The sequence below is a fragment of the Teichococcus wenyumeiae genome (assembly GCF_003696345.1).
Taxonomy (GTDB): Bacteria; Pseudomonadota; Alphaproteobacteria; order Acetobacterales; family Acetobacteraceae; genus Pseudoroseomonas; species Pseudoroseomonas wenyumeiae.
In genome coordinates, this window is the sequence record NZ_RFLX01000006.1 from 103,775 (window position 1) to 125,212 (window position 21,438).

Genomic DNA, 21,438 nt, shown 5'->3' on the forward strand with positions numbered 1-21,438 from the left:
CTTATTCCGCCGCCGCCGGCTTCGGCTGCCGCCAGCGCTCGAACCGCGCCCGCGCACCTTCCATGGCCAGGTAGATGGCGGGCGTGGTGAAGAGCGTGATGACCTGGGAGAGCAGCAGCCCGCCGACAATGGAGACGCCCAGCGGCTGACGCAGCTCCGACCCCGTGCCGCTGCCCAGCATCAGCGGCAGGGCGCCCAGCAGGGCGGCGGCGGTGGTCATCATGATGGGGCGGAAGCGCAGCAGGGCGGCCTCGCGGATGGCCTCGCGTGGGGCCATGCCATGGTCGCGCTGCGCCTCCAGCGCGAAGTCGATCATCATGATGGCGTTCTTCTTCACGATGCCCATCAGCAGGATGATGCCGATCAGCGCCACCACCGAAAGGTCCATCCCGAAAAGCTCCAGTGCCAGCAAGGCGCCGATGCCGGCGGAGGGCAGCGTGGAGAGGATGGTGATGGGGTGGATGAAGCTCTCGTAGAGCATCCCCAGCACGAGGTAGATCACCACCACCGCCGCCAGGATCAGCAGCGGCTGCCCGGCGAGGGAGCTGGTGAATTCCGCCGCATCCCCGGTGAAGCGCCCGGCGATGGTGGAGGGCATGCCCAGCTCGGCCTCCGCCGCGCGCACCGCCTCCACCGCGGCGCCCAGCGCATAGCCTTCCGCCAGGTTGAAGGAGAGGGTGACGGCGGGGAACTGGTTCTCCCGCGTCACCAGCAGCGGGCCGTTGGTGCGGGTGACGCTGGCGATCTCGGCCAGCGGCACCTGGCCATTGGCGCCGGTGATGCGAAGCTGGCCAATGGCCGAGGCATCAGTGCGGATGCGGTCGCTGGCCTCCAGCACCACGCGGTACTGGTTGCTCTGGCCATAGATGGTGGAAATCTGCCGCTGGCCATAGGCGTCGTAGAGCGCGTTGACCACCGCCTGCATGGAGATGCCGAGCCGCGCTGCACGGTCGCGGTCCACCTGCACCGCCATGCGCAGGCCCTCGTTGCGCTGGTCGCTGGCGACATCGCGCAGTTCAGGCCGGGCGCGTAGGGCTTCCAGCAGGCGCGGCGCCCATTGGGCCAGCTCGTCGGCATCGGCATCGGTCAGCACATACTGGTACTGCGTGGTGGCGGCCCGCGCACCGATCTGGATGTCCTGCACCGCCTGCGGGTAGCCGACGATGCCGGGCACCCGCGCCATGGCGTCCTTCAACCGTGCGATGACGGCGAAGGCATCGGCATCGCGCTCGTCACGCGGCTTCAGCACGGCGGTGATGCGGCCGGTGTTCTGCGCTGGGTTCAGCGTGCCGGAACCCGCCACTGAGGCCACCGAGGCCACCGCCGGGTCCTGCGCCACCACGGCCGCCATCGCATCCTGCATCTCGACCAGTCGGGCAAAGGAGACATCCTGCGGCGCCTCGGTATTGATCACCACCAGGCCGGTATCCTGCTGCGGCAGGAAGCCCTTGGGCATCACGACGTAAAGCCAGCCCGTCAGCGCCACGCTGGCGGCGGCCACCAGCAGCGTCGCCACTTGGTGCCGCATGGTGAAGGCCAGGGCGCTGCCATAGCGGTCCCGCAGCCAGTCGAAGGAACGCGTGGTCCAGCGGGCGGCGAGACCGGGCTTGCTGTCCTTCGGGTCGCGCAGCACCAGGGCGCACATCATCGGCGTCAGGGTGAGGGAGACGACCATGGAGACCAGCACCGTCGCCGTCAGCGTTTCCGCGAATTCGCGGAACAGCCGGCCCACCACGCCCTGCATGAACAGCAGCGGAATGAACACCGCGATCAGCGACAGCGTCAGCGAGACGATGGTGAAGGCGATCTGCCGCGAGCCCTCATAGGCGGCTTCCAGCGGCTTCTTTCCTTCCTCCATCAGGCGGACGATGTTCTCGATCATCACGATGGCATCGTCCACGACGAAGCCCGCCGCGATGGTCAGCGCCATCAGGGAAAGATTGTCGAGCGAATAGCCCATCGCCGACATCACCGCGAAGGTGCCGATGATGGAGAGCGGCAGCGAGACCGCCGGCACGAAGGTGGCGCGCAGGCTGCCGAGAAACAGGTAGATCACCCCCACCACCAGCGCCACGGAGAGCACCAGGGTGAACTGCACTTCATGCACGCTGGCGCGGATGGTCTCGGTGCGGTCCGACACCATCTCCAGCCGCGCGCCAGCCGGGATGGCGGTGCGGAGCTCCGGCAGGATGGCCTGAATCTGGGAGACGGTATCGACGATATTGGCGCCCGGCTGGCGCTGCACGTCGATCAGGATGGCCTCGTGGCCATTGTGCCAGGCACCGTTGCGGGCATTCTCCAGCGCCTCCACCGCTTCACCCACGTCGCGCAGCCGCACGGGCGCGCCGTTCTGGTAGGTGATGATGACATCGGCGAACTCGGCCGGCGTGGTGATCTGGTCATTGGCCAGGATGGTGGAGGACTGGCGCGGCCCGTCCAGCGAGCCCTTCGGCGAATTCAGGTTGGCATTGGTGACGGCGGTGCGCACCGCCTCCATGCCCAGGCCATAGGCAGCCAGCCGCGCCGGGTCGATGCGCAGCCGCACGGCGGGGCGCATGTTGCCCTGCACCGTCACGCGGCCGACGCCGCTGATCTGCGCCAGCTTCTGCGCCAGCAGCGTATCGGCGGTATCCGAGAGCCGCGCGATGGGCAGGGTGTCGGAGGTGAGCGCTAGGGTGACGATCGGCGGGTCCGCCGGGTTCACCTTGGAATAGACGGGCGGGTAGGGGAGGTTGGAGGGCAGGGTGCCGCGCGCGCCGTCCAGCGCCGCCTGCACGTCCTGCGTCGCCTCGTCCATGCTCTTGTTCAGCGCGAATTGCAGCGTGATGCGGCTGATGCCCGGCCCGCTGACCGACGACATGCTGGACAGGCCGGAGATCTGCGCCAGCTGCCGCTCCAGCGGCGCCGTGATCAGCAGCGCCGCCGTCTCGGCGGAGGCGCCGGGCATCTGCGTGCTGACCTCGATCGTCGGGAAATCCACGATGGGCAGGGCCGAGACCGGCAGCCGCAGATATCCCATGACCCCCGCCAGCAGCACCGCGATGGCCAGCAGCGTGGTGGCCACCGGGCGGGAGATGAAGGGGGCGGAGATATTCACGACGCATTCCCCGTGGTGGCGCCAGGGGCAGTGGCCGGCGGCTGCGCCGGGGCAGCACCAGGCTGCGGCGGGTCGCGCCGGCGCTGGCCGGGCTCAACGGCACCCGCTGCCGGCGCGGCGCGGGGCGCCGCCGTCTGCGGCTCGGCGGGCGTGACGCGGCTGCCGGCATTCAGCCGCAGCGCGCCGGAGGTCACCACCTGCTCCCCGGGCGCGAGGCCCTGGCGCACCGCCGCCTCGCTCTGCGTGACGGCGCCGAGCACGATGTCGCGCATCTCCACCGTGTTGTCCGGCTTCACCACGAAGGCATAGGCGCCGCGCGGGCCCTGCTGCACCGCCACCAGCGGCACCACCACCGCATCCTGGATCACTTCCATGCGGATGCGCAGGTTGACGAAGGCGCCCGGCCAGAGCCGCCCGCTGTCATTGGGGAAGGTAGCCTTCACGCGCACGGTGCCGGTGGCGGCATCCACGGCATTGTCCACGGTCAGCACGGTGCCGCGCTCCACCGGGTCGCTGGCCTGGGCGGGGATGCTTTCCACCGGCACCGGGCCCGCGGCCATGGCGCGCAGCAGCCGCGGCAGCTCCTGCTGCGGCAGGCTGAAGGTGGCGGCAATGGGCCGTAGCTGCGTGACCGTGACAAGACCCTCGGCATCCGAGGAACGCACGATGTTGCCGGGATCAACCTGCCGCAAACCGACGCGCCCATCGATGGGGGAACGGATCACAGTGTAGTCGAGCTGTGTCTTGGCACTGTCGATGGCGGCCTGGTCCTGCTGGATCTGCGCCTCGAACATCGCCACCTGGGCGCGCTGGGTATCCACCTGCTGCCGCGTCACGCCACTGGCGGAGAGCAGCTGCTGGTAGCGCGCCAGGTCCACCTTGGCATTGGCCAGCTGGGCGGCGTCATAGGCCTTCTTGGCCTCGGCCTGGGCCAGGGCGGCACGGTAGGTGCGGTCGTCGATGCGGGCCAGGATGTCGCCGGCCTTTACCTCCTGCCCCTCCCGGAACAGCAGCTCCATGAGCTGGCCTTCCACCTGCGGCCGCACCACCACGCTGGCGAGCGCGGAGACGGTGCCCAGCGCATCGAGCGTCAGCGGCAGGTCGCGCTGCTCGGCGGTGGTCATGGTGACGGGAATGGCCACGGCGCCGGGAGCACCGGGGCCGCCGCCAGGGCCACGCCCGCCACGCCGGCTGCCGGGAACGGCGGCAGGGGCGCTGTTGCCGGCCTCCTGCGCCGCCGAGCGCTGCTGCCACCACCACCAGCCGCCGGCCAGCACAGCGGCCAGCACCAGCAGCATCACGAGGAAACGGAAAAATCGAGACATGAGGCTTCCTCGGGGAAAGGTCAGGGCCGCCTGGCCGCGCCGGGCTGCCAGCCGCCGCCAAGGGCGCGGAAAAGGCCGACCGCGGCCTGCAGGCGCTGCAGCCGCGCCTGCACCAGCTGGTTGCGGGCCGTGAACAGCGTCTGCTGGGTGTTCAGCAGCGTGATCAGGTTGATGGTGCCGGCGCGAAGCTGCGCTTCCGCGATGTCGGAGGCGCGCTGGGCACGGCTGGCGGCTTCCCGCCGCAGGTCTTCCTGCGCCGTGGTCTCGCGCAGCGCCACCAGCGCATCCTCCACATCGCTGAGCGCGGCGACGATGGCGCGGCGGTATTCCACCACCAGCTCCTCCTGCTGCGCACGGCTCAGTTCCACCCGGCCCTGGCGGGCGCCGTTGTCGAAGATCGTCTGGGTCACGCTGCTGGCCAGCGACCAGAACTGCGCCTCCGGCCGCAGCAGCGTGCCCAGCACGAGGCTGCTGAAGCCGCCCTGGGCCGAGAGCGTGACGCTGGGCAGCAGCGCCGCGCGGGCGGCGGCGACATCGGCATTGGCGGCCGCGAGGCTGGCTTCCGCCGACCAGACATCCGGGCGGCGGGCCAGCAGCTCGGCGGGCAGGCCGGGGGCGGCGGCGGGTACCCGCAGGGTGTCCAGCCCACCGGGCAGCACCTGCACATCCTCCGGCGGGCGGCCGACCAGCACGGCCAGGGCATTGATGCTCTGGGCGATGCTCTGCCGCAGGGAAGGCAACTGCGCTTCCTGCTGCGCCACCACTGTTTCCTGCTGCGCCAGGTCCAGCCCGGTGGCTACCCCCGCCGCGACCTGGGAGCGGATGACGGACAGGATGCGCCGCGCGGCCTGCAGGTTCTCTTCCTGCACCCGCAACTGCTCGCGCGTCGTCAGGATGTCGAAATAGGTATTCGCGACGCTGGACTGGGTGGTCAGCATCACCGTGGCGGCGTCATAGCGGCTGGCCTGGGCCGAAAGGCGTGCGGCCGCCGCCGTGTTGCGGTTCAGGCCCCAGAAATCGACCTCGTAGCTGGCCGAGAGGCTGAGGTCGTAGGAAGTCGTGCGCCGGTTGCCGCCGCCGGTCTGGCGCCGGGAGGCATCTGCCCCGCCGGTGACCGTGGGCAGCAGCGCGGCACCAGCGATGCGCGCCTGGGCATCGGCCTGCCGCACCCGCGCGGCGGCGACGGCGATGTCGAAGGCGCCTTGGCTGGCCTCCTCCATCAGCCGGTTCAGTTCCGGGGCATTGAAGCCGCGCCACCAGTCGGGGTCCGGCCACTGGGCCGGCTGCCGCGCGGCGGCATCGCGGAAGCTGCTGGGCAGGGTGAGGCCGGATGGCGTGGCCTCGGGCCGGATGGCGCAGCCGGTCAGGGCCAGCAGGGCCAGGAAGCCGGCGGCCGGGAGGCGGACGGCGGTGGTCATTCGCGATTCTCGGGCATGTCGGCCAGCAGCCTGCGCCGGCCTTCGGGCGAAATCGCGGCGGTGGCCCGGGCCAGGCTGTCTTCATAGGCTTCGCTGAAGGCCGCCCAGCGGTGGCGCCCCTCGGCCATGGCGGCGCGCAGGGCTTCCTCGGAGAAGGGCTCGGCCCCGATGGCGCGGCCCACCTGCGGCCGGGCCTGCCACATGTCGCGCCGCAGCGGCTCCCAGCGCGGGCGGCTTTCCTCCATCACGCGGTGGAAGGTGGCGCGGTCCTCGGGGCCGAGCACGCGCTCCATCCGCGCCTGCAGGCCGCGCACGCCATGCGGCCGGCCCGCGTCGGGCCAGAACAGCAGCGCGCCGAAGACGAGGTTCAGGGCCAGCGACGCACCCAGCGCCGCCTTTAGGATCAGCTTTGCGGAAGAAGATGTCACTCGGTGCTCTCGATCATCGCGATCTGGCGCGGGGCGCTGAAATCAGGCGCCTCGGAAAGGGGGGCGAAGGTCAGCCAGAGGCCGCAGGCCAGCAGCGTCGCAAGGGCGCCGCCGCCGAAGGGCAGCAGCGGCCGCAGCCAGGCCAGGGCGCCGGGGCGTTCCGGCAGCGGCATGCGGGCCACCCGCCCGGCCACATGCGTCCGCATCCGGGCCAGGGTGGCGGCGTCGGGCAGGGCGCGGCTCTCCCGCAGGGCATCCTCCAGCGTGGCGGCGCGGTGCAGCAGCGCCTGCGCCTCCGGGGAGGCCATCAGCAGGACGCGGGCGGCCTGCGCCTCGGCCGGCGGCCAGCGGCCGAGGTCGGCGCCATGGGCGTCCAGCAGGTGTTCGAAACGGGACATGCGCATCGGGGCCTCCTCAGCCACCACCCAGCCGTGCCGCCAGGAAGTGCCGCGCGCGCCGCAGCAGCCCTTCCAGCGCACGGGGGGAGACGGAGAGCGCCGCCGCCGCCTCGGCGCCCGGCATCTCGGCGTCGTAGAACAGGGCCAGGGCGGCCCGCTGCCGCGCCGGCATCTCGTCCAGCGCACCGGCCAGCATGGCGCGCTGCTGGCGGGTGGCGGCGCGCTGCTCCGGGTCGGCCTCCGGGGCCGGGGTATCCTCGGAAGGCGCGGGGGCCACGCGGCCGGCGGCGCGGGCATGGTCGATGGCCAGGTTGGTGGCGATGCGGTGCAGCCAGGTGGAAAAGCGCGCCTTTGAAGGGTCGAAGCGCCCGGCGGCCTGCCAGGCGCGCAGCATGGCCTCCTGCGCCACGTCCTCGGCGGCGGCGGCATCCCCGGTGACGCGATACGCCAGCCTGTAGAGCCGGGGCAGGTGGCGCAGCGAGAGCTGGTCGAAGGCCAGGCGGTCGCCATCCGCCGCCCAGGCGATCAGCGTCTCGTCACTCGCGCCGTTGCGGTCACGTTGCAGGATGGCGGAAGTCTCGGCACGAGGCGCGATGGCGGGCTCGATCCGGCCGGGGGCCGCGTCCAGGAGGAAGGAAAGAAACATGGGCTGCCGTTGTTCTCCCCGGTGATACGGCGAGCCAGCGCGCAACCCATGCCATCAAACGCAGAAATTTTGTATCGGTTGTTACTTGGTGCCGTAGAGCCGGTCGCCGGCATCGCCCAGGCCAGGGCGGATATAGGCGTGGCTGTCCAGTTCGCGGTCGATGGAGCAGGTGAAGACCGGCACGTCCGGATGCGTCTCGGTCAGCACCTTCATGCCTTCCGGGGCCGCCAGCAGGCAGGCGAAGCGCAGCTGGGTGGCGCCGGCCTGCTTCAGCCGCGTCAGCGCGGCGGCGGCGGAATGGCCGGTGGCCAGCATGGGGTCCACCACGATCACCAGCCGCTCGCCCACGTCCTCGGGCAGCTTCAGGTAGTATTCCACCGGCTCCAGCGTCTTGGGGTCGCGATAGAGGCCGATATGGCCGACGCGGGCGGAGGGGACGAGGTCCAGCATGCCTTCCGCGATACCGTCGCCGGCACGCAGGATGGAGACGATGCAGAGCTTCTTGCCCGCCAGGATGGGCGCCTGCATGGTTTCCATCGGCGTCTCGATCTCGCGCGTCTCCAGCGGCAGGTCGCGGGTCAGCTCATAGGCCATCAGCAGGCTGATCTCGCGCGCCAGCTGGCGGAACTTGCCGGTGGAACTGTCCTTGTGCCGCATCAGGGTCAGCTTGTGCTGCACCAGCGGGTGGCCGATGACCGTCACTTGCTTCGGTGTCTGGGCGGGGGGCTCGGCCATGGAAAAGGGTTCTCCTGTCAGGGGGGGGCGGCTTTGGGGGCTGCTCTTCCGTCACGACGGCTGCCATGTCCAGACCCATGTTGGTTTGGAAGTTTCGTGCGAAACGTTCCGTGGAATTTTCCATAGAACGAATCGCGTTGCGCATTTACTGAACTCCCGGCAACGATGTGGTCCTCTGCCGCGCCCATGGCGCGGCCAGTAGGGAGCCGGACCATGAAGCGTCGAGACATCTTGCGGAGAGGCGGCCTGGCTGCCGGCCTCGCGGCCTTGGCGTCCCCCGCCGTGTGGGCGCAGAGTGGCGCCTGGCCTAACCGGCCTATCCGCATGATCGTGCCCTACACCCCCGGAGCGGCCACCGATGCCATGGCGCGGCTGGCGGCCATGAAGCTGCAGGAGCGGCTGGGCGTGACCGTGGTGGTGGAGAACCGCCCGGGCGGCAGCGGCACGCTGGGCGGGCAGCTTCTGCTGCAGGCGCCGGCGGATGGCTATACCATCATGGGCTCCGCCTCCATCCACCCCATGGCGCGCCACGTCATGAAGGACGTGCCCTACGACCCGGTGCGGGATTTCCTGCCGCTGGCACGCAGCGCGCGCGGCCCCTGCGTGCTGGTGATGGACCCGCGCCGGCCGGAAACCACCCTGGCCGAGGTCATCGCCGCCGCGAAGGCGCAGCCGGGGAAATGGTCCTTCGCCACGTCTTCCCTCGGCGCCGCCGGGCATCTGGCCAGCATCGAGTTCAACCGCTCCGCCGGCACCGGGATCGAGATCGTGCCCTATCGCGGTTCCGCCCCCGCGCTGACCGATGTGGCGGCGGGCAATGTGCAACTGATGTTCGACCCCGTGCTGGCGACGCTGCCGATGATCCGCGGCGGGCAGTTGCGCGGCCTCGGCATCGCCACGCCCGCGCGCACGCCGCTGGCGCCGGAACTGCCGACGCTGGCGGAATCCGGCCTGCCGGGTTTTGAATTCTATTCCTGGTACGGCGTCTGGGGCCCGCGTGGCCTGCCGCCGAAGATTGCGGCACGCATCAACACCGCTATCGTCGAGGGGCTGCACGAGCCGGAGATGGTGCGGCGGCTGGCGGGGCAAGGATTTGAGCCGGTGCGCGAGACCATTCCCGAGATCGAGGCCGCCATCGCGCAGGATGTCCGGCACAGCGCCGAACTGCTGCGCGTCGCGAAGTTCGAGCCGCAATAAGAAAGTTCAGGAAGACCGCATGAGCATCCAGGCTACCGCCCCCGTCGATCCGCAGGACCACGCGCTGGTGCGCGACTGGTTCCGCGAGCTTTCGGACCATGTCCAGGCCGTGGATTTCGCGGCGGCGCGGCATCTCTTCGCCGATGACTTCATCGCCTTCGGCACCTACAGCAACTTCGTGCCCGGCCGCGACAATGCCGAGGCCAACCAGTGGCGCAAGGTCTGGCCGACCATCGACGGCTTCACCTGGCGGCTGGACGACGTGCAGGCATTGGTTTCGCCGGACCGGCTCTTCGCCGTCGGCATGGCGGTGTGGGATTCCACCGGCTACCTGCCGGATGGAAAGCCTTTCGACCGCAAGGGCCGCGCCACCTGTTCCTTCGCGCGGGAGAAGGTGGGCGAGCCCTGGATCGCGACGCATACCCATATGTCGCTGTTCCGGGGCACGCCCGATGTCTCGCACGGCAACAAGCCGTCGCGCAGTTAGGGCTTACCCCAGGTGGCGGTTGATGGCCGCCACCACATCGGCCTGCGCCTGCCGCGCCTTGGTCAGCAGGCTGGTCTGGCCCAGGAAGCCGTGCGGCACGCCGGAATAGACCTTCAGGTCATGCGGGATGCCGGCTTCCGTCAGGCGCTGGACCAGCTTCAGCGTGTCGTCCAGCAGCGGGTCCAGCCCGGCGGCGATCAGCAGCAGCGGCGGCAGGCCTTCCACCGGCGCGTTCTGCGGCGCCGCGCCGGCATCGTCGCGCGGCGTATCGGCGAGGTAGTGTTTCCAGAACCAGTCCAGCCGCGCAGTGGAAAGCCCGAAGCGCCCGTCACCCAACTCGTGGTGCGAGGGCGTGTCATGGTCGGTGGACAGCATGCCATAGACGATGACGCCCAGGCGCGGCTGCCATTCGCCGCCATCGCGCAGCCGCAGCAGCGCCGCCAGCGCGCCGTTGCCGCCGGCGGAATCGCCGCCGATGCCGATCCGCTCCGGGTCAATGCCCAGGTTGGCGGCTTCCGACCACAGCCAGCGCATTACCGCGACGATCTGTTCCACCGCCGTGGGGTAGGGGTGCTCCGGCGCTAGGGCATATTCCAGGCCGACCACCACCACGCCGGCCTGTTCCGCCACCTCGCGCTTCCAGCGGTCCAGCGTGTCAATATTGCCCAGCGCGAAGCCGCCGCCATGCACATGCAGGTAGGCCGGCAGCACGCCCGTCTTGCCCTTGGGGCGGTAGATGCGCACCGGGGTCGGCGGCGTGGTGGGCAAGGTATGGTTGGAAATCTCCGCTTCCGGCCCGCCTTCGTTGAGGAAGGCCTGGTAGCGGTAGGTGGTGGCACGGGCCTCGGCGACAGGCTGGGTCAGGATATCGCCATTGGCCAGCCCGCGCTGCCGGAAGGTCTCCTGCGCCGCGAGAACCTCGGGGTCAGGCTGGGGGGCAGGGGGCAGGTCGGTCATCGCGGCTCGCGCTCCGGTATCTTGGGGCGGGCAGCTTGGCAGAGCTTCCGTTTCGGCACCAGACGGTCAGCCGCCGCCGGCTGCATCCGCCTCGGCCGAGAGACGCGCCGCGAGGCCTGGCGGCAGCTTCAGCCGATGTGCCAGGGCATCGAGATAGGTCCGCTCGGCCGGGTTGTCCGGGTCGATGGCCAAGCGGCTGGCGAGGAAGAGTTCCGCCGCCTGTTCCGGCGTGCGGGCACTGGCGGCAATGGCGTCCAGGTCGGCGGGGCGGGAGAGCGCGTCGAAGACCAGTGCCTTGGCCTCAGCATCCAGCCCGGCCTGTTCGACCTGGGCGAAGATGGCCTGCTGCTCGGCGGCATCGATATGGCCATCGGCCTTGGCGGCGCCGATCATGGCGTGCACCAGCGCCAGGGCGAAGGGCTGCCCGTCGGCGGCGGGGCGTTCCGGCAGGAAGCTGTCATTGGCCGGCGGGGCGCCGCGCGCCTGCTCCTGCTGCCAGTTCTGGTAGGCGCGGTAGGCCAGCGCGCCCAGCGCCGCGGCGCCACCATGGCTCAGCACGCCGCCGATGCCCTTGCTCTTCTTCTTGCCGCCCAGCAGCAGCCCGATCAGCCCGCCGGCACCGGCGCCGCCCAGAAAGCCGGCGGGAATGCCGCCCGGCAGCCCGGTGCCAGGGCGTGACGCGCCCTGCCCACCCGTGGCCTTTTTCAGCAGGCCACCGAGCTGGCCGGTGCCCTTTCCGTCAGGGCCGAGGAAGCGGTCGAGGAGGGACTTGGCGTCGATCATGCTCTTCAGATCGGGATAAGATTAAAGAAAATCAATATCTGCCTCCGCGCGACCATGGCTGGGGTCGAGACAATGGGCGTGGCTGCTATCCGCCAGCACCTCGATGACACGGCACTGGCCGACCGTGTCGCCGTGGACTTCCAGCATCCGCTCCAACTCCGTCTTCAAGGATTGCAGCCGGGCGATGCGGCTGCTGACGGCGGCAAGCTGTTGCCGCGCGATGGCATCGGCATCGGCGCAGGGAGTGTCGGGGCCGGCCTCTGCCAGACGCAACAGGTCGCGGATGGCTTCCATGGAGAAGCCCATGTCGCGGGCATGGCGGATAAAGGCGAGGCGGCGGCGGTGCGGCTCAGCGTAAAGGCGCTGGTTGCCGGCGGTACGGGGTGGCTCCGGCAGCAGCCCGACTGTTTCGTAGTAGCGGATGGTGCGGACATTGGTGCCGGTCAGGCGCGCGAGGTCACCAATGGAGAAGGTCGTCATGCCAGGACATCCGGTTTTTGACAGCCTTTCAGATAGGGGGCCGGACAGGATTTTGAATTCGGGGCCTGCGGCCGAGTAAGCTTCCTAAAAGGCTTTGGATGGGCGCATTGTCTTGACCCTGGCGGAAGAGGCCGTCGCTGCATCTCGCACGACGCAACATAACAACCCGCTGTCACAGATCTGGGGCTTGTCCTTCGTCAGGTCCGACTGACCCAGGGTTTGTGACAATTAACTAATTGATCTCATTCCTCTTGAACCTCCAGTCCCTGGAGGTCCCATAACACATGCCGTCGAACAAGGATTGGAGGCAGGCGATGGCACGGGAGACGGAGGCGGAGACACTCGCCTGGCGGGTGGAGGGGATGGACTGCGCCGCCTGCGTCGCCAAGGTGGAGAAGGCCGTGGGCCGGTTGCCTGGCATCACCGATATCCGCGTCAATCTGATGGCCGAGCGGCTGAGCCTGCGGCGGGCGGAGGATGGCGCCTCGGCCGAGACGATTGAGCGGCAGGTCAATGCCCTCGGCTACCGCGCCCGCCTTGTCGCCCCGGCGGAGGGGCCAGTGCCGGAGCATGGCCATGGCGGCTGCGGTTGCGGGCATGTGCAGGGCGGCGGCCATGATCACGACCATGGGCATAAGAACGGGCATGGGCACGCCCACAGCCACGGCGGCATCGTGCATGCTCATGGCGAGGAGGAGGAACTGCCCCTCGGCACCCCCTGGTGGCAGCGCGGCAAGGCGCGGTTGGTCTTCCTGATTGGTGCGCTGGTGGTCGCGGCCTGGGTGCTGGCGCATCTGCTGCCTGCGCTGGCCGGCTGGTTCTGGCTGGCGGCGACGCTCACCGGGCTGGTGCCTTTCGGCCGCCGGGCGCTGGTGCTGGCCCGTGCCGGCAGTCCCTTTTCCATTGAGACGCTGATGTCCGTCGCGGCCCTTGGCGCCATCGCCATCGGCGCGACGGAGGAGGCGGCGTTGGTGGTCTTCCTCTTCGCCCTGGGGGAACTGCTGGAGAATGTGGCAGCCGGCCGCGCCCGCGCCGGCATCCGCGCCCTGGCGGCGCTGATGCCCGCTACGGCACGGCGTGAAACCGCCACCGGGGAGTTGGAGGAAGTGCCCGTCGCCGCGCTGCGCCCCGGCGACATCCTGCGCCTGCGCCCCGGCGACCGTGTGCCCAGCGATGGCGAGATCCTGGAAGGCCGCTCAGCCATGGATGAAAGCCCCGTCACCGGTGAAAGCGTGCCGGTGCTGCGCGGCCCGGGCGAGCCGGTGGTGGCGGCCTCCATCAGCACCGATGGCGCGCTGCGCCTGCGCGTCACGCGCGGAGCGGCGGATAACACCCTGGCCCGCATCGTGCGGCTGGTGGAGGAGGCCACGGCGTCCCGCGCCCCCACCCAGCGCTTCATCGAGCGCTTCAGCGCCTGGTGGACGCCCGGCGCCATGGCGGCCTCCGCGCTGACCATGCTGCTGCCGCCGCTGCTCTTTGGCGGGGAATGGGGCACCTGGTTCTATCGCGGGCTGGCGCTGCTGCTGGTGGCCTGCCCCTGTGCGCTGGTGATCTCGGTGCCGGCGGCCATGGCCTCTGGCCTCTCGGCCGGGGCGCGGCGCGGGCTGCTGGTGAAGGGCGGCGCGGCGCTGGAAGCCATCGGCGGCGCCAGGAGCATCGCCTTCGACAAGACGGGAACCCTGACCGAGGGCCAGCCCCGCGTCACCGACCTGATCCCCCTGGGGGGCGCCGATGCCGACATGGCCTTGCGGCTGGCGGCGGCGGCGGAGCAGGAATCCGCCCACCCCCTGGCGCGCGCCATCCTGGCCGAGGCCGAGGCGCGCGGGCTTTCCCTGCCGCCCGCGACCGAGAGCGGCGCCGTGGCCGGCCGTGCCGTGCAGGCGGTGGTGGAAGGGCGGCGCATCTCGGTCGGCAGCCCGCGCCATGCCGCCGAGGCCGGCGCCGCCTTGGATGATGCCCGCGTCGCCATGCTGGAGGCCGAGGGCAAGACGGTGGTGGCCGTACTGGCCGATGGCCTGCCCCTGGTCCTGATCGCCCTGCGGGACGAGCCGCGGGAGGATGCCGCCGCCGGCATCGCCGCGCTGCGGCGCCTGGGCCTGCGCCCGGTGATGCTGACCGGCGACAATCCGCGCACCGGCGCCGCCATCGCGGGCATGCTGGGCATGGAGGTGGAAGCCGGGCTGCTGCCCGCCGACAAGCTGCGGCATATCGGCCTGCTGCGGCAGGCCGGGCCGGTGGCCATGGTGGGGGATGGCATCAATGATGCCCCGGCGCTGGCGGCGGCCTCGGTCGGCATCGCCATGGGCGGCGGCACCGATGTGGCGCTGGAGGCCGCGGATGCCGCCCTGCTGCGCGGCAAGGTGGCGGGCGTGGCGGAGCTGGTGCAGCTCTCCCGCGCCACCCTGTCCAATGTGAGGCAGAATGTGGCGGTGGCGGTGGGGCTGAAGCTGGTGCTGCTGGTGACCACGCTGCTGGGCATCACCGGGCTCTGGCCCGCCATCCTGGCGGATACTGGCGCCACGGTGCTGGTGACGCTGAACGCATTGCGGCTTCTGGCCTGGCGGCCACGCCCGGCATGAAAGGCGCCGCCACGCCCCCGCTGACTCTTGTATTTGCGAAGCATTCTCATTAAGGGGCAGGGAGGCTTCGTCGGGCGCGTCCATGCGGTCCCGGCAATTCCGGAGATTCCGCATGTCGCCGACTTCTTTCGGCCCCAGGGCCGGCCGCCTGCTGTGGCTGCTGGGAGCCACGGCCTTGTCGCCTGTCACCGCCTGGGCCCAGGCCGCCGAGGCGCCCGCCGACACGCTGGTCCTGCCCATGGTCGATGTCACCGGCCGCGCCGAAAGCGCGCTGGAGCCGGTGCGCGGCTTCGTGGCCGAGCAGCAGATCTCCGGCACCAAGACCGACACGCCGCTGATCGAAAGCCCGCAAAGCATCTCCGTGGTGCCGCGCGACCAGATCGACGCGCGTCAGGCGCAGACCATGGGCGAGGCGCTGCGCTACACCGCCGGCGTCCGCACCGAGAACTACGGCACCGACAGCCGCACCGACTGGTTCCAGATCCGCGGCTTCAATGCCCAGGACAACGGCATCTTCCTCAACGGCCTGCGCTACAACACCGGCTATGCCGGCACCATGTTCGAGACCTATGGCCTGGAACGCTACGAGGTGCTGCGTGGCCCGACCTCGGTGCTCTACGGCCAGATCGCGCCCGGCGGCCTCGTCAACATGGTGCAGCGCCGGCCGACCGAGCAGCAGATGGGCGAGGTGCGCCTGACCGCCGGCAGCTTCGGCCGGCTGCAGGGCCAGGGCTATTCCAGCGGCCCGCTGAGCAGCGACGGCACCTGGACCTACGGCTTCACCGGCCTGGTGCGGGATGCCGATACCCCGGTGGATGAGGTCAAGGACAACCGCATCTTCCTGGCGCCGACGCTGACCTGGCGCCCCACCACCGATACCTCGCTGACCCTGCTGGGCTACTACCAGCGGGACCGCACCTCGGGGAACCAGTTCCTGCCCTACGAGGCAACGGTGGAGCGCACGCCCTTCGGCCGTGTCAGCCGCAGCCGCTTCACCGGCGAGGAGGATTTCGACCGCTTCAACCGCTCGCAGTATGGCATCGGCTACGAGCTGTCCCATCGCTTCGACAATATCTGGTCCTTTCAGCAGAACCTCCGCTACAGCCATAGCAAGATCAACTGGGACCAGGTCTATGGCGGCGGGCTTGAGGCGGACCAGCGCACGCTGAGCCGCTTCGCCTATACCGCCAATATCGATGTCGGCACCTTCCAGGTGGACAACCAGCTGAAGGCGCAGTTCGCCACCGGGCCGCTGAACCACACGGTGCTGGCGGGCTTCGACTACAGCCAGGTGAACTACCGCAACGCGCAGTATTTCGCCTCCGCTCCGTCCCTGGACCTCTTCGCGCCGGTCTATGGCAGCCCGGTGCCGGCGTTGACCCAGCCCTACGACAACGTGCGGCAGGTCAATACGCAGTACGGCCTCTACCTGCAGGACCAGATCCGCTGGGGCAACCTGGTGCTGGTGGGCGGCATCCGGCATGACTGGGCCTATTCCGATATCGATGACCGTGATGCCGGCGGGGTGCACAGCTACCAGAACGACAAGGCCTTCACCTGGCGGGTGGGCGCGCTCTACCTGGCCGATAACGGCCTCGCGCCCTATGCCAGCTACGCCCGCTCCTTCCAGCCGCAGATCGGCACGGATACCGCCGGCATCGCCGCGGGTTGGGCCCCGCTGGAAGGCGAGCAGTACGAGGTCGGCATCAAGTTCCAGCCGAACGGCCTGCGCTCCTTCATCCAGGTGGCGGCCTTCCACCTGACGCAGCAGAACACGCTGACGCCGGACCCGGTGAACGTGTTCCAGCAGGTCTCGGTCGGCCAGATCCGTGTGCGCGGCGTGGAGGTGGAAGCCACCGCCGAGCTGGGCAACGGCCTGAGCCTCGTTGGCTCCTATACCTATCTCGACCCCGAGATCACCCAGAGCAACACCGCCGCCGAGATCGGCCGCCGCCCCGCCGGCGTCGCCAAGAACAGCGCGGGGCTTTACGCGGAATACAGCCTCGCGCGTCTCGCCGGGCCGATCGGTGGCCTGACGGTGGGTGCGGGCGTGCGCTACCTCGGAAATACCTCGGCGGTGAACACCGGCGGCGCGGTGGTGCCCTCCACCACCCTCTTCGATGCCGGCATCCGCTACGACCTGTCCCGCCTCAGCGAGAGCATGAAGGGGCTGATGCTGAACGTCACCGCCAGCAACCTGGCGGATACCCGCTATGTCTCCCGCTGCTCGGGCACCACGGGTTGCTTCTACGGCAATCGGCTGAATGTTCTGGGTAGCGTCAGCTACATCTGGTGAAAATAAGCTAACCCCCGGCGTAATCGCGCCGGGGGGCTGGACATCCCGCCGCCGCGCTCGACATGCTGTTGCAGCGACGGGAGTTTGTTTGATCGTGCAACCCAAGCCCCTGGTGAAGACCGAGCCCGGTCCCGCCGCCCAGACCTCGTTGCAGGAGCGTCGCCCGCGCAGCCTGAAGCACGGCGACAGCTTCGCCCTGTTTGACCGCGCCGGCGATCTCGATGGGCTGTCCGGAAGCCCGGAAGGGCTGTTCCACCTCGATACCCGCTACCTCTCGCGCCTGGGGCTGCGGGTGAACGGGCAGGTGCCAGTGCTGCTGGGCTCGGCCGTCAGTCCCGACAACATCACCCTGACCTGCGACCTGACCAACCCGGAGATGCCGGCCGATGCCGGCGGGCCTTTGCCAGCCGGGCGGCTACATCTGCGCCGCACCAAGTTTATCTGGAACGGTGCCTGCCATGAGCGCATCGCCCTGCGGAACTACGGCCACCACAAACGGCAGGTGCAGCTGGATTTCACGTTCCATGCCGACTTCGCCGATCTGTTCGAGGTGCGCGGCCGCAGCCGCCCGGCCCGTGGCCGGATGCACGAGCCGGTGGTGGAGGATGCACGCGTCACCCTCCGCTATACCGGGCTCGACGACGTCACCCGCAGCACCACGCTCAGCTTCGCGCCGGCACCCGACAGCATCGGCGCGGATGGCGCCAGCTTTCTGGTGGAACTGCAGCCGGGGCAGCGCTGCGTCCTGTTCCTGTCGGTGGCGGTGCGGGAAGTGGCGGCCGAGGCGCCGCCGGGCGGCGCGCCCCTGACGGCGGACCGCGCCTTCCATGCGGCGTTGCGTACCTCCCGCCGGGCCTCGCGGCAGGTGGCGGCGCGGGCGGCGCGGGTGGAAAGCTCCCACGAGATCTTCAACGAGGTGCTGCGCCGCGCCAGCGCCGACCTCGACATGCTGCTGACGGACAAGCCGGGCGGGCCCTATCCCTATGCGGGCATCCCCTGGTTCAGCACCGCCTTCGGCCGCGATGCGCTGATCACCGCCTGGCAGACGCTGTGGTTCGACCCCGCCATCGCGCGCGGCGTGCTGCATTTCCTCGCCGCCACCCAGGCACGGGAGGAAGACCCTGCCAATGACGCCGAGCCGGGCAAGATCCTGCATGAGATGCGCGCCGGCGAGATGGCGCGGCTGCGGGAGGTGCCCTATGGCCGCTACTACGGCAGCGTCGACTCAACGCCGCTCTTCGTGATGCTGGCCGGCGCCTATCTGGACCGCAGTGGCGACCTGGACCTGTTGCGGGATCTCTGGCCGAATATCGAGGCCGCCCTCGGCTGGATCGATTCCGCCGGAGACCGGGACGGCGACGGCTTCGTGGAATACCAGCGCCGCACGCCGCAGGGGCTGGAGAACCAGGGCTGGAAGGACAGCGCCGACAGCATCTTCCATGCCGATGGCACCCTCGCGGAAGGGCCGATCGCGCTGGTCGAGATGCAGGCCTATGTCTATGCCGCCTGGCAGGCCGCGGCCCGGATCGGCCGGGCCCTGGGCCTTGACGGGCGTGCCGCTACCCTGGAGGCGCGCGCCGCCCGGCTGCGGGAGGATTTCGATGCCGCCTTCTGGGATGAGGAACTCGGCACCTATGTTCTGGCGCTGGATGGCGCCGACCGGCCTTGCCGGGTGCGGTCCTCCAATGCCGGGCACGCACTCTTCGCCGGCATCGCGAAGCCGGAACGGGCGGCGCGGCTGGTGGCCACGCTGATGGACCCCGCCAGTTTCTCTGGTTGGGGCATCCGTACCCTGGCGGTGGGGGAGGTGCGTTACAACCCCATGAGCTACCACAACGGCTCCGTCTGGCCGCACGACAATGCCATGATCGCCGAAGGCTTCTCGCGATACGGCTACCGGGCCGAGGCGGCGCGGGTGCTGGAAGGCATGTTCGCCGCTGCCGAGCATCTGGAACTGCGGCGGCTGCCGGAGCTTTTCTGTGGCTTCCCCCGCCGCAACGGAGATGCGCCCACGCCTTACCCGGTGGCCTGCGCGCCGCAGGCCTGGGCAGCGGTTTCGCCACTGTCGCTGATGGCGTCCTGCCTCGGCCTGAGTTTCGCGCCTGAGATCCGCTGCATCAGCTTCCAGCGCCCCGCCTTGCCGGCCTTTCTGCATGCGGTGACGCTGCGCAACCTGAGGCTGGGGGAAGCGCGGATCGATATTGGCTTCCGCCGGGTGGAGGAGGGAGTCGGCATGGCCGTGCTGGCGCGCGAGGGTGACATCCGCGCCACCATGACGAGCTGATTGGCCATCGAAAATTCGGGGTTTGGTGGAATAGACCTTATCAGGAGCGTGATTTAACATCGCGCCAAAGCCCCGCCACCGGGCGGGCCAGGAAGAAGGACAGCGCCAGATGCCACATGACGGGCACGACCATTCCTCGCTGGAGGGGCCGCCGGATGGCTGGAAGCACACCGGCGTCCGCGTGATCCCTGGCGACAGGCTGGATGAGAATACTGCGCAGACCCCCGGCATGCACCGCGCCGCCGCCATCAACCTGGCGCGCGTCGGGGCGCAGAAGATCTGGGCGGGCACGGTGCATATCCATGCCAATGCCAAGACCGGCGCGCATCATCACGGGCCGCTGGAAAGCGTGATCTATGTGGTGAAGGGCCGCGCCCGCATGCGCTGGGGCGAGAAGCTGGAATATGTGGCCGAGGCCGGTCCGGGCGACTTCATCTATGTGCCGCCCTATGTGCCGCACCAGGAGATCAACGCCTCCACCGACGAGACGCTGGAATGCGTGCTGGTGCGCAGCGACAATGAGGCCGTGGTGGTGAACCTGGATATCGAGCCGGCGGAGAAGCCGGAAGACGTGGCCTGGATCGACCCGATCCATAAGGCCTGAATCGGAAAGGGCGCGGGCGGCGAGGCCAGCGCCCTTTTCCTGTCATGGGTCGCCGTCAGTGCGTGCTGGCGGTGCCCGGTGGCTGCGCCCAGTCCTGGGTGCGTGCGGCAACGAGACGCGCGACGCGCGCGGCCTCCGCCGGGGTGGGGAAGGTGGCGCCGTCCAGGTCGTCCACCACGGGGTCCACGGCGCGGAAACGCCAGCCGGTGGCATGAGAGACGGCAACGCCGACGAAGCGGCCCGCGACGTCGATGGGGCGAGAATTGATCATGATCAGGCATTCCCTGGCCGGCGCGCGCGAGGGCGCCGGAACACTCGTAGAAAAGACTCGGATTTTGAGAAGGCTGTGGCGCTTAGCGCCAACAGCGCATTCGTGCCCGGTCGGGCAGCGCCAGGGTCCGGAATACGGAGCGGCGCTTTAGCATTTGGTGACGCGGTGCAAGCTGCATGGGTCAAATCCCGCGGGGCCCGGAGGCCCGATAAGCCATGATTGGCTCGCACTAGGTGACGCCAAACCTTGACATCATCAAGTGGAATTTTTGTTATCCACTTCACCATTGTGGAATAAGCTCCGCGCGAGGAGCGCGCGCAAACCTCGATAGGTGTTGTCTCTGACCCTTCCGCCGGGAAACACTTGGCGGACCGCATCGGAAGGAGTGTCGAAACCATGACCTCTGTACGGACCTCACGCCGGGCGCTGCTCGGCGGCCTGGCACTCGCGGGGCTGGCATGCGGCGGCGCGCGGGCGCAGGCACCGACGCAGCTCCTCAACGTATCCTATGACCCCACGCGGGAATTCTACCGGAGCTATAACGCCTTCTTCGCCGAGCGCTGGAAGGCCCAGGGCGGGCAGGGAGTGCAGATCCGCACCTCCCACGGCGGCTCCGGCCGGCAGGCACGCTCCGTCATCGACGGGCTGCCGGCGGATGTGGTGACGCTGGCCCTGGCTTATGACGTGGATGCCATCGCCGAACGCGGGTTGATCGCTCCCGACTGGCAGAAGCGGCTGCCCTTCAACAGCGCGCCCTATACCAGCACCATCGTTTTCCTGGTGAAGAAGGGAAACCCGAAGAATATCCGGGACTGGGGAGATCTGGCGCGGGAGGGAGTGGGGGTGATCACGCCCAATCCCAAGACCTCGGGCGGCGCGCGCTGGAACCATCTCGCGGCCTGGGCCTGGGCGCTGCGCCAGCCCGGTGGCAGCGAGGCCTCGGCGCAGGAATACCTCGGCAGGCTCTACCGCAACGTGCCGGTGCTGGACACCGGCGCGCGGGGCTCCACCACCACCTTCGCCCGCAACGGCCAGGGCGATGTGCTGCTGGCCTGGGAGAACGAGGCGCATCTCGCCTTCGAGGAATTCGGCCGCGACAAGTTCGAGATCGTTTATCCGCCGCTGTCCATCCTGGCCGAGCCCTCGGTGGCCGTGGTGGACAAGGTGGTGGACCGGCGCGGCAGCCGGGCGCTGGCGGAGGCCTATCTCCAGGCCCTCTACACGCCGGAAGCCCAGGCCCTGGCCGCCAAGCACTTCTACCGCCCGCGTGACGCCGCTGCCCTGGCCGCCGTCGGGGACCGCTTCCCCCGCCTGGAGCTGGTGACGGTGGATGGCGATTTCGGCGGTTGGGCGGCGGCGCAGAAGCGCCATTTCGACGATGGCGGCAGCTTCGACCAGGCTTACCGCCCTGCGCGCTAGGGGAGCCATTCCGGGCTTTGGCGCCTCCCTGGGG

General features: G+C 69.6%; 18 protein-coding genes. 7 read left to right on the forward strand and 11 right to left on the reverse strand.

Annotated elements, in window-relative coordinates:
- Nucleotide 1 precedes the first annotated feature (1 nt).
- The 7 genes from EBE87_RS10470 to upp form a co-directional block, all read right to left on the reverse strand.
- Nucleotides 2-3,097: an efflux RND transporter permease subunit gene (locus EBE87_RS10470; RefSeq protein WP_120637654.1), complete on the reverse strand. Its 3,096-nt coding sequence runs from the start codon at nucleotides 3,095-3,097 to the stop codon at nucleotides 2-4.
- Nucleotides 3,094-4,422, reverse strand: coding sequence for an efflux RND transporter periplasmic adaptor subunit (locus EBE87_RS10475; RefSeq protein ID WP_122139986.1), 1,329 nt, complete (start codon nucleotides 4,420-4,422; stop codon nucleotides 3,094-3,096). Before EBE87_RS10475 ends, EBE87_RS10470 begins: the two co-directional genes overlap by 4 nt.
- A gap of 20 nt (nucleotides 4,423-4,442) precedes the next feature.
- Nucleotides 4,443-5,840 carry an efflux transporter outer membrane subunit gene (locus tag EBE87_RS10480; protein WP_120641127.1) on the reverse strand — a complete coding sequence of 466 codons (1,398 nt, stop codon included), beginning with the start codon at nucleotides 5,838-5,840 and terminating at the stop codon, nucleotides 4,443-4,445.
- Nucleotides 5,837-6,268: a periplasmic heavy metal sensor gene (locus EBE87_RS10485; protein WP_120641126.1), complete on the reverse strand. Its 432-nt coding sequence runs from the start codon at nucleotides 6,266-6,268 to the stop codon at nucleotides 5,837-5,839. The genes EBE87_RS10480 and EBE87_RS10485 overlap by 4 nt, the downstream gene beginning before the upstream one ends.
- A complete protein-coding gene (locus EBE87_RS10490) occupies nucleotides 6,265-6,666 on the reverse strand; it encodes a hypothetical protein (RefSeq protein ID WP_147465027.1) in 402 nt (133 codons plus the stop codon). Before EBE87_RS10490 ends, EBE87_RS10485 begins: the two co-directional genes overlap by 4 nt.
- Nucleotides 6,667-6,682: 16 nt before the next feature.
- Nucleotides 6,683-7,312 (reverse strand): sigma-70 family RNA polymerase sigma factor, encoded by a 630-nt coding sequence (locus EBE87_RS10495; RefSeq protein WP_120637449.1) that lies wholly within the window; start codon nucleotides 7,310-7,312, stop codon nucleotides 6,683-6,685.
- Nucleotides 7,313-7,393: 81 nt separating this feature from the next.
- Entirely contained in the window at nucleotides 7,394-8,047 is a 654-nt protein-coding gene (gene upp, locus EBE87_RS10500; RefSeq protein ID WP_120637450.1) for a uracil phosphoribosyltransferase, read from the reverse strand.
- A 324-nt stretch (nucleotides 8,048-8,371) separates the two neighbouring features.
- Between upp and EBE87_RS10505 the strand changes: the two genes are divergently transcribed.
- Nucleotides 8,372-9,244 (forward strand): Bug family tripartite tricarboxylate transporter substrate binding protein, encoded by an 873-nt coding sequence (locus EBE87_RS10505; RefSeq protein WP_233553112.1) that lies wholly within the window; start codon nucleotides 8,372-8,374, stop codon nucleotides 9,242-9,244.
- A gap of 19 nt (nucleotides 9,245-9,263) precedes the next feature.
- Nucleotides 9,264-9,731, forward strand: a complete 468-nt coding sequence (locus tag EBE87_RS10510) for a YybH family protein (protein ID WP_120637452.1) — start codon at nucleotides 9,264-9,266, stop codon at nucleotides 9,729-9,731.
- 3 nt (nucleotides 9,732-9,734) lie between these two features.
- Here EBE87_RS10510 and EBE87_RS10515 read toward each other — a convergent pair whose 3' ends face one another.
- From EBE87_RS10515 to EBE87_RS10525, 3 genes are all read right to left on the reverse strand, one after another.
- Nucleotides 9,735-10,688 (reverse strand): alpha/beta hydrolase, encoded by a 954-nt coding sequence (locus tag EBE87_RS10515; RefSeq protein ID WP_120637453.1) that lies wholly within the window; start codon nucleotides 10,686-10,688, stop codon nucleotides 9,735-9,737.
- 66 nt (nucleotides 10,689-10,754) lie between these two features.
- Nucleotides 10,755-11,471 (reverse strand): tellurite resistance TerB family protein, encoded by a 717-nt coding sequence (locus EBE87_RS10520; protein WP_120637454.1) that lies wholly within the window; start codon nucleotides 11,469-11,471, stop codon nucleotides 10,755-10,757.
- 21 nt (nucleotides 11,472-11,492) lie between these two features.
- Nucleotides 11,493-11,951: a MerR family transcriptional regulator gene (locus EBE87_RS10525; protein WP_120637455.1), complete on the reverse strand. Its 459-nt coding sequence runs from the start codon at nucleotides 11,949-11,951 to the stop codon at nucleotides 11,493-11,495.
- A 314-nt stretch (nucleotides 11,952-12,265) separates the two neighbouring features.
- On the opposite strand from EBE87_RS10525, the gene EBE87_RS10530 reads away from it, so the two are divergent.
- From EBE87_RS10530 to EBE87_RS10545, 4 genes are all read left to right on the forward strand, one after another.
- Nucleotides 12,266-14,530, forward strand: a complete 2,265-nt coding sequence (locus EBE87_RS10530; RefSeq protein WP_233553113.1) for a heavy metal translocating P-type ATPase — start codon at nucleotides 12,266-12,268, stop codon at nucleotides 14,528-14,530.
- A gap of 112 nt (nucleotides 14,531-14,642) precedes the next feature.
- A complete protein-coding gene (locus EBE87_RS10535; protein WP_158600841.1) occupies nucleotides 14,643-16,826 on the forward strand; it encodes a TonB-dependent siderophore receptor in 2,184 nt (727 codons plus the stop codon).
- 94 nt (nucleotides 16,827-16,920) lie between these two features.
- Nucleotides 16,921-19,110 carry an amylo-alpha-1,6-glucosidase gene (locus EBE87_RS10540; RefSeq protein WP_233553114.1) on the forward strand — a complete coding sequence of 730 codons (2,190 nt, stop codon included), beginning with the start codon at nucleotides 16,921-16,923 and terminating at the stop codon, nucleotides 19,108-19,110.
- A gap of 109 nt (nucleotides 19,111-19,219) precedes the next feature.
- Complete coding sequence (locus EBE87_RS10545) at nucleotides 19,220-19,714, forward strand: cupin domain-containing protein (RefSeq protein ID WP_120637457.1); 495 nt, start codon at nucleotides 19,220-19,222, stop codon at nucleotides 19,712-19,714.
- A 55-nt stretch (nucleotides 19,715-19,769) separates the two neighbouring features.
- Here EBE87_RS10545 and EBE87_RS10550 read toward each other — a convergent pair whose 3' ends face one another.
- Complete coding sequence (locus EBE87_RS10550; RefSeq protein ID WP_120637458.1) at nucleotides 19,770-19,985, reverse strand: hypothetical protein; 216 nt, start codon at nucleotides 19,983-19,985, stop codon at nucleotides 19,770-19,772.
- 396 nt (nucleotides 19,986-20,381) lie between these two features.
- Here EBE87_RS10550 and EBE87_RS10555 point away from each other — a divergent pair, with 396 nt between their 5' ends.
- The gene (locus tag EBE87_RS10555) at nucleotides 20,382-21,404 is read left to right on the forward strand and encodes a sulfate ABC transporter substrate-binding protein (protein ID WP_120637459.1); all 1,023 of its coding nucleotides are present in this window, start codon (nucleotides 20,382-20,384) and stop codon (nucleotides 21,402-21,404) included.
- Nucleotides 21,405-21,438: the final 34 nt, after the last annotated feature.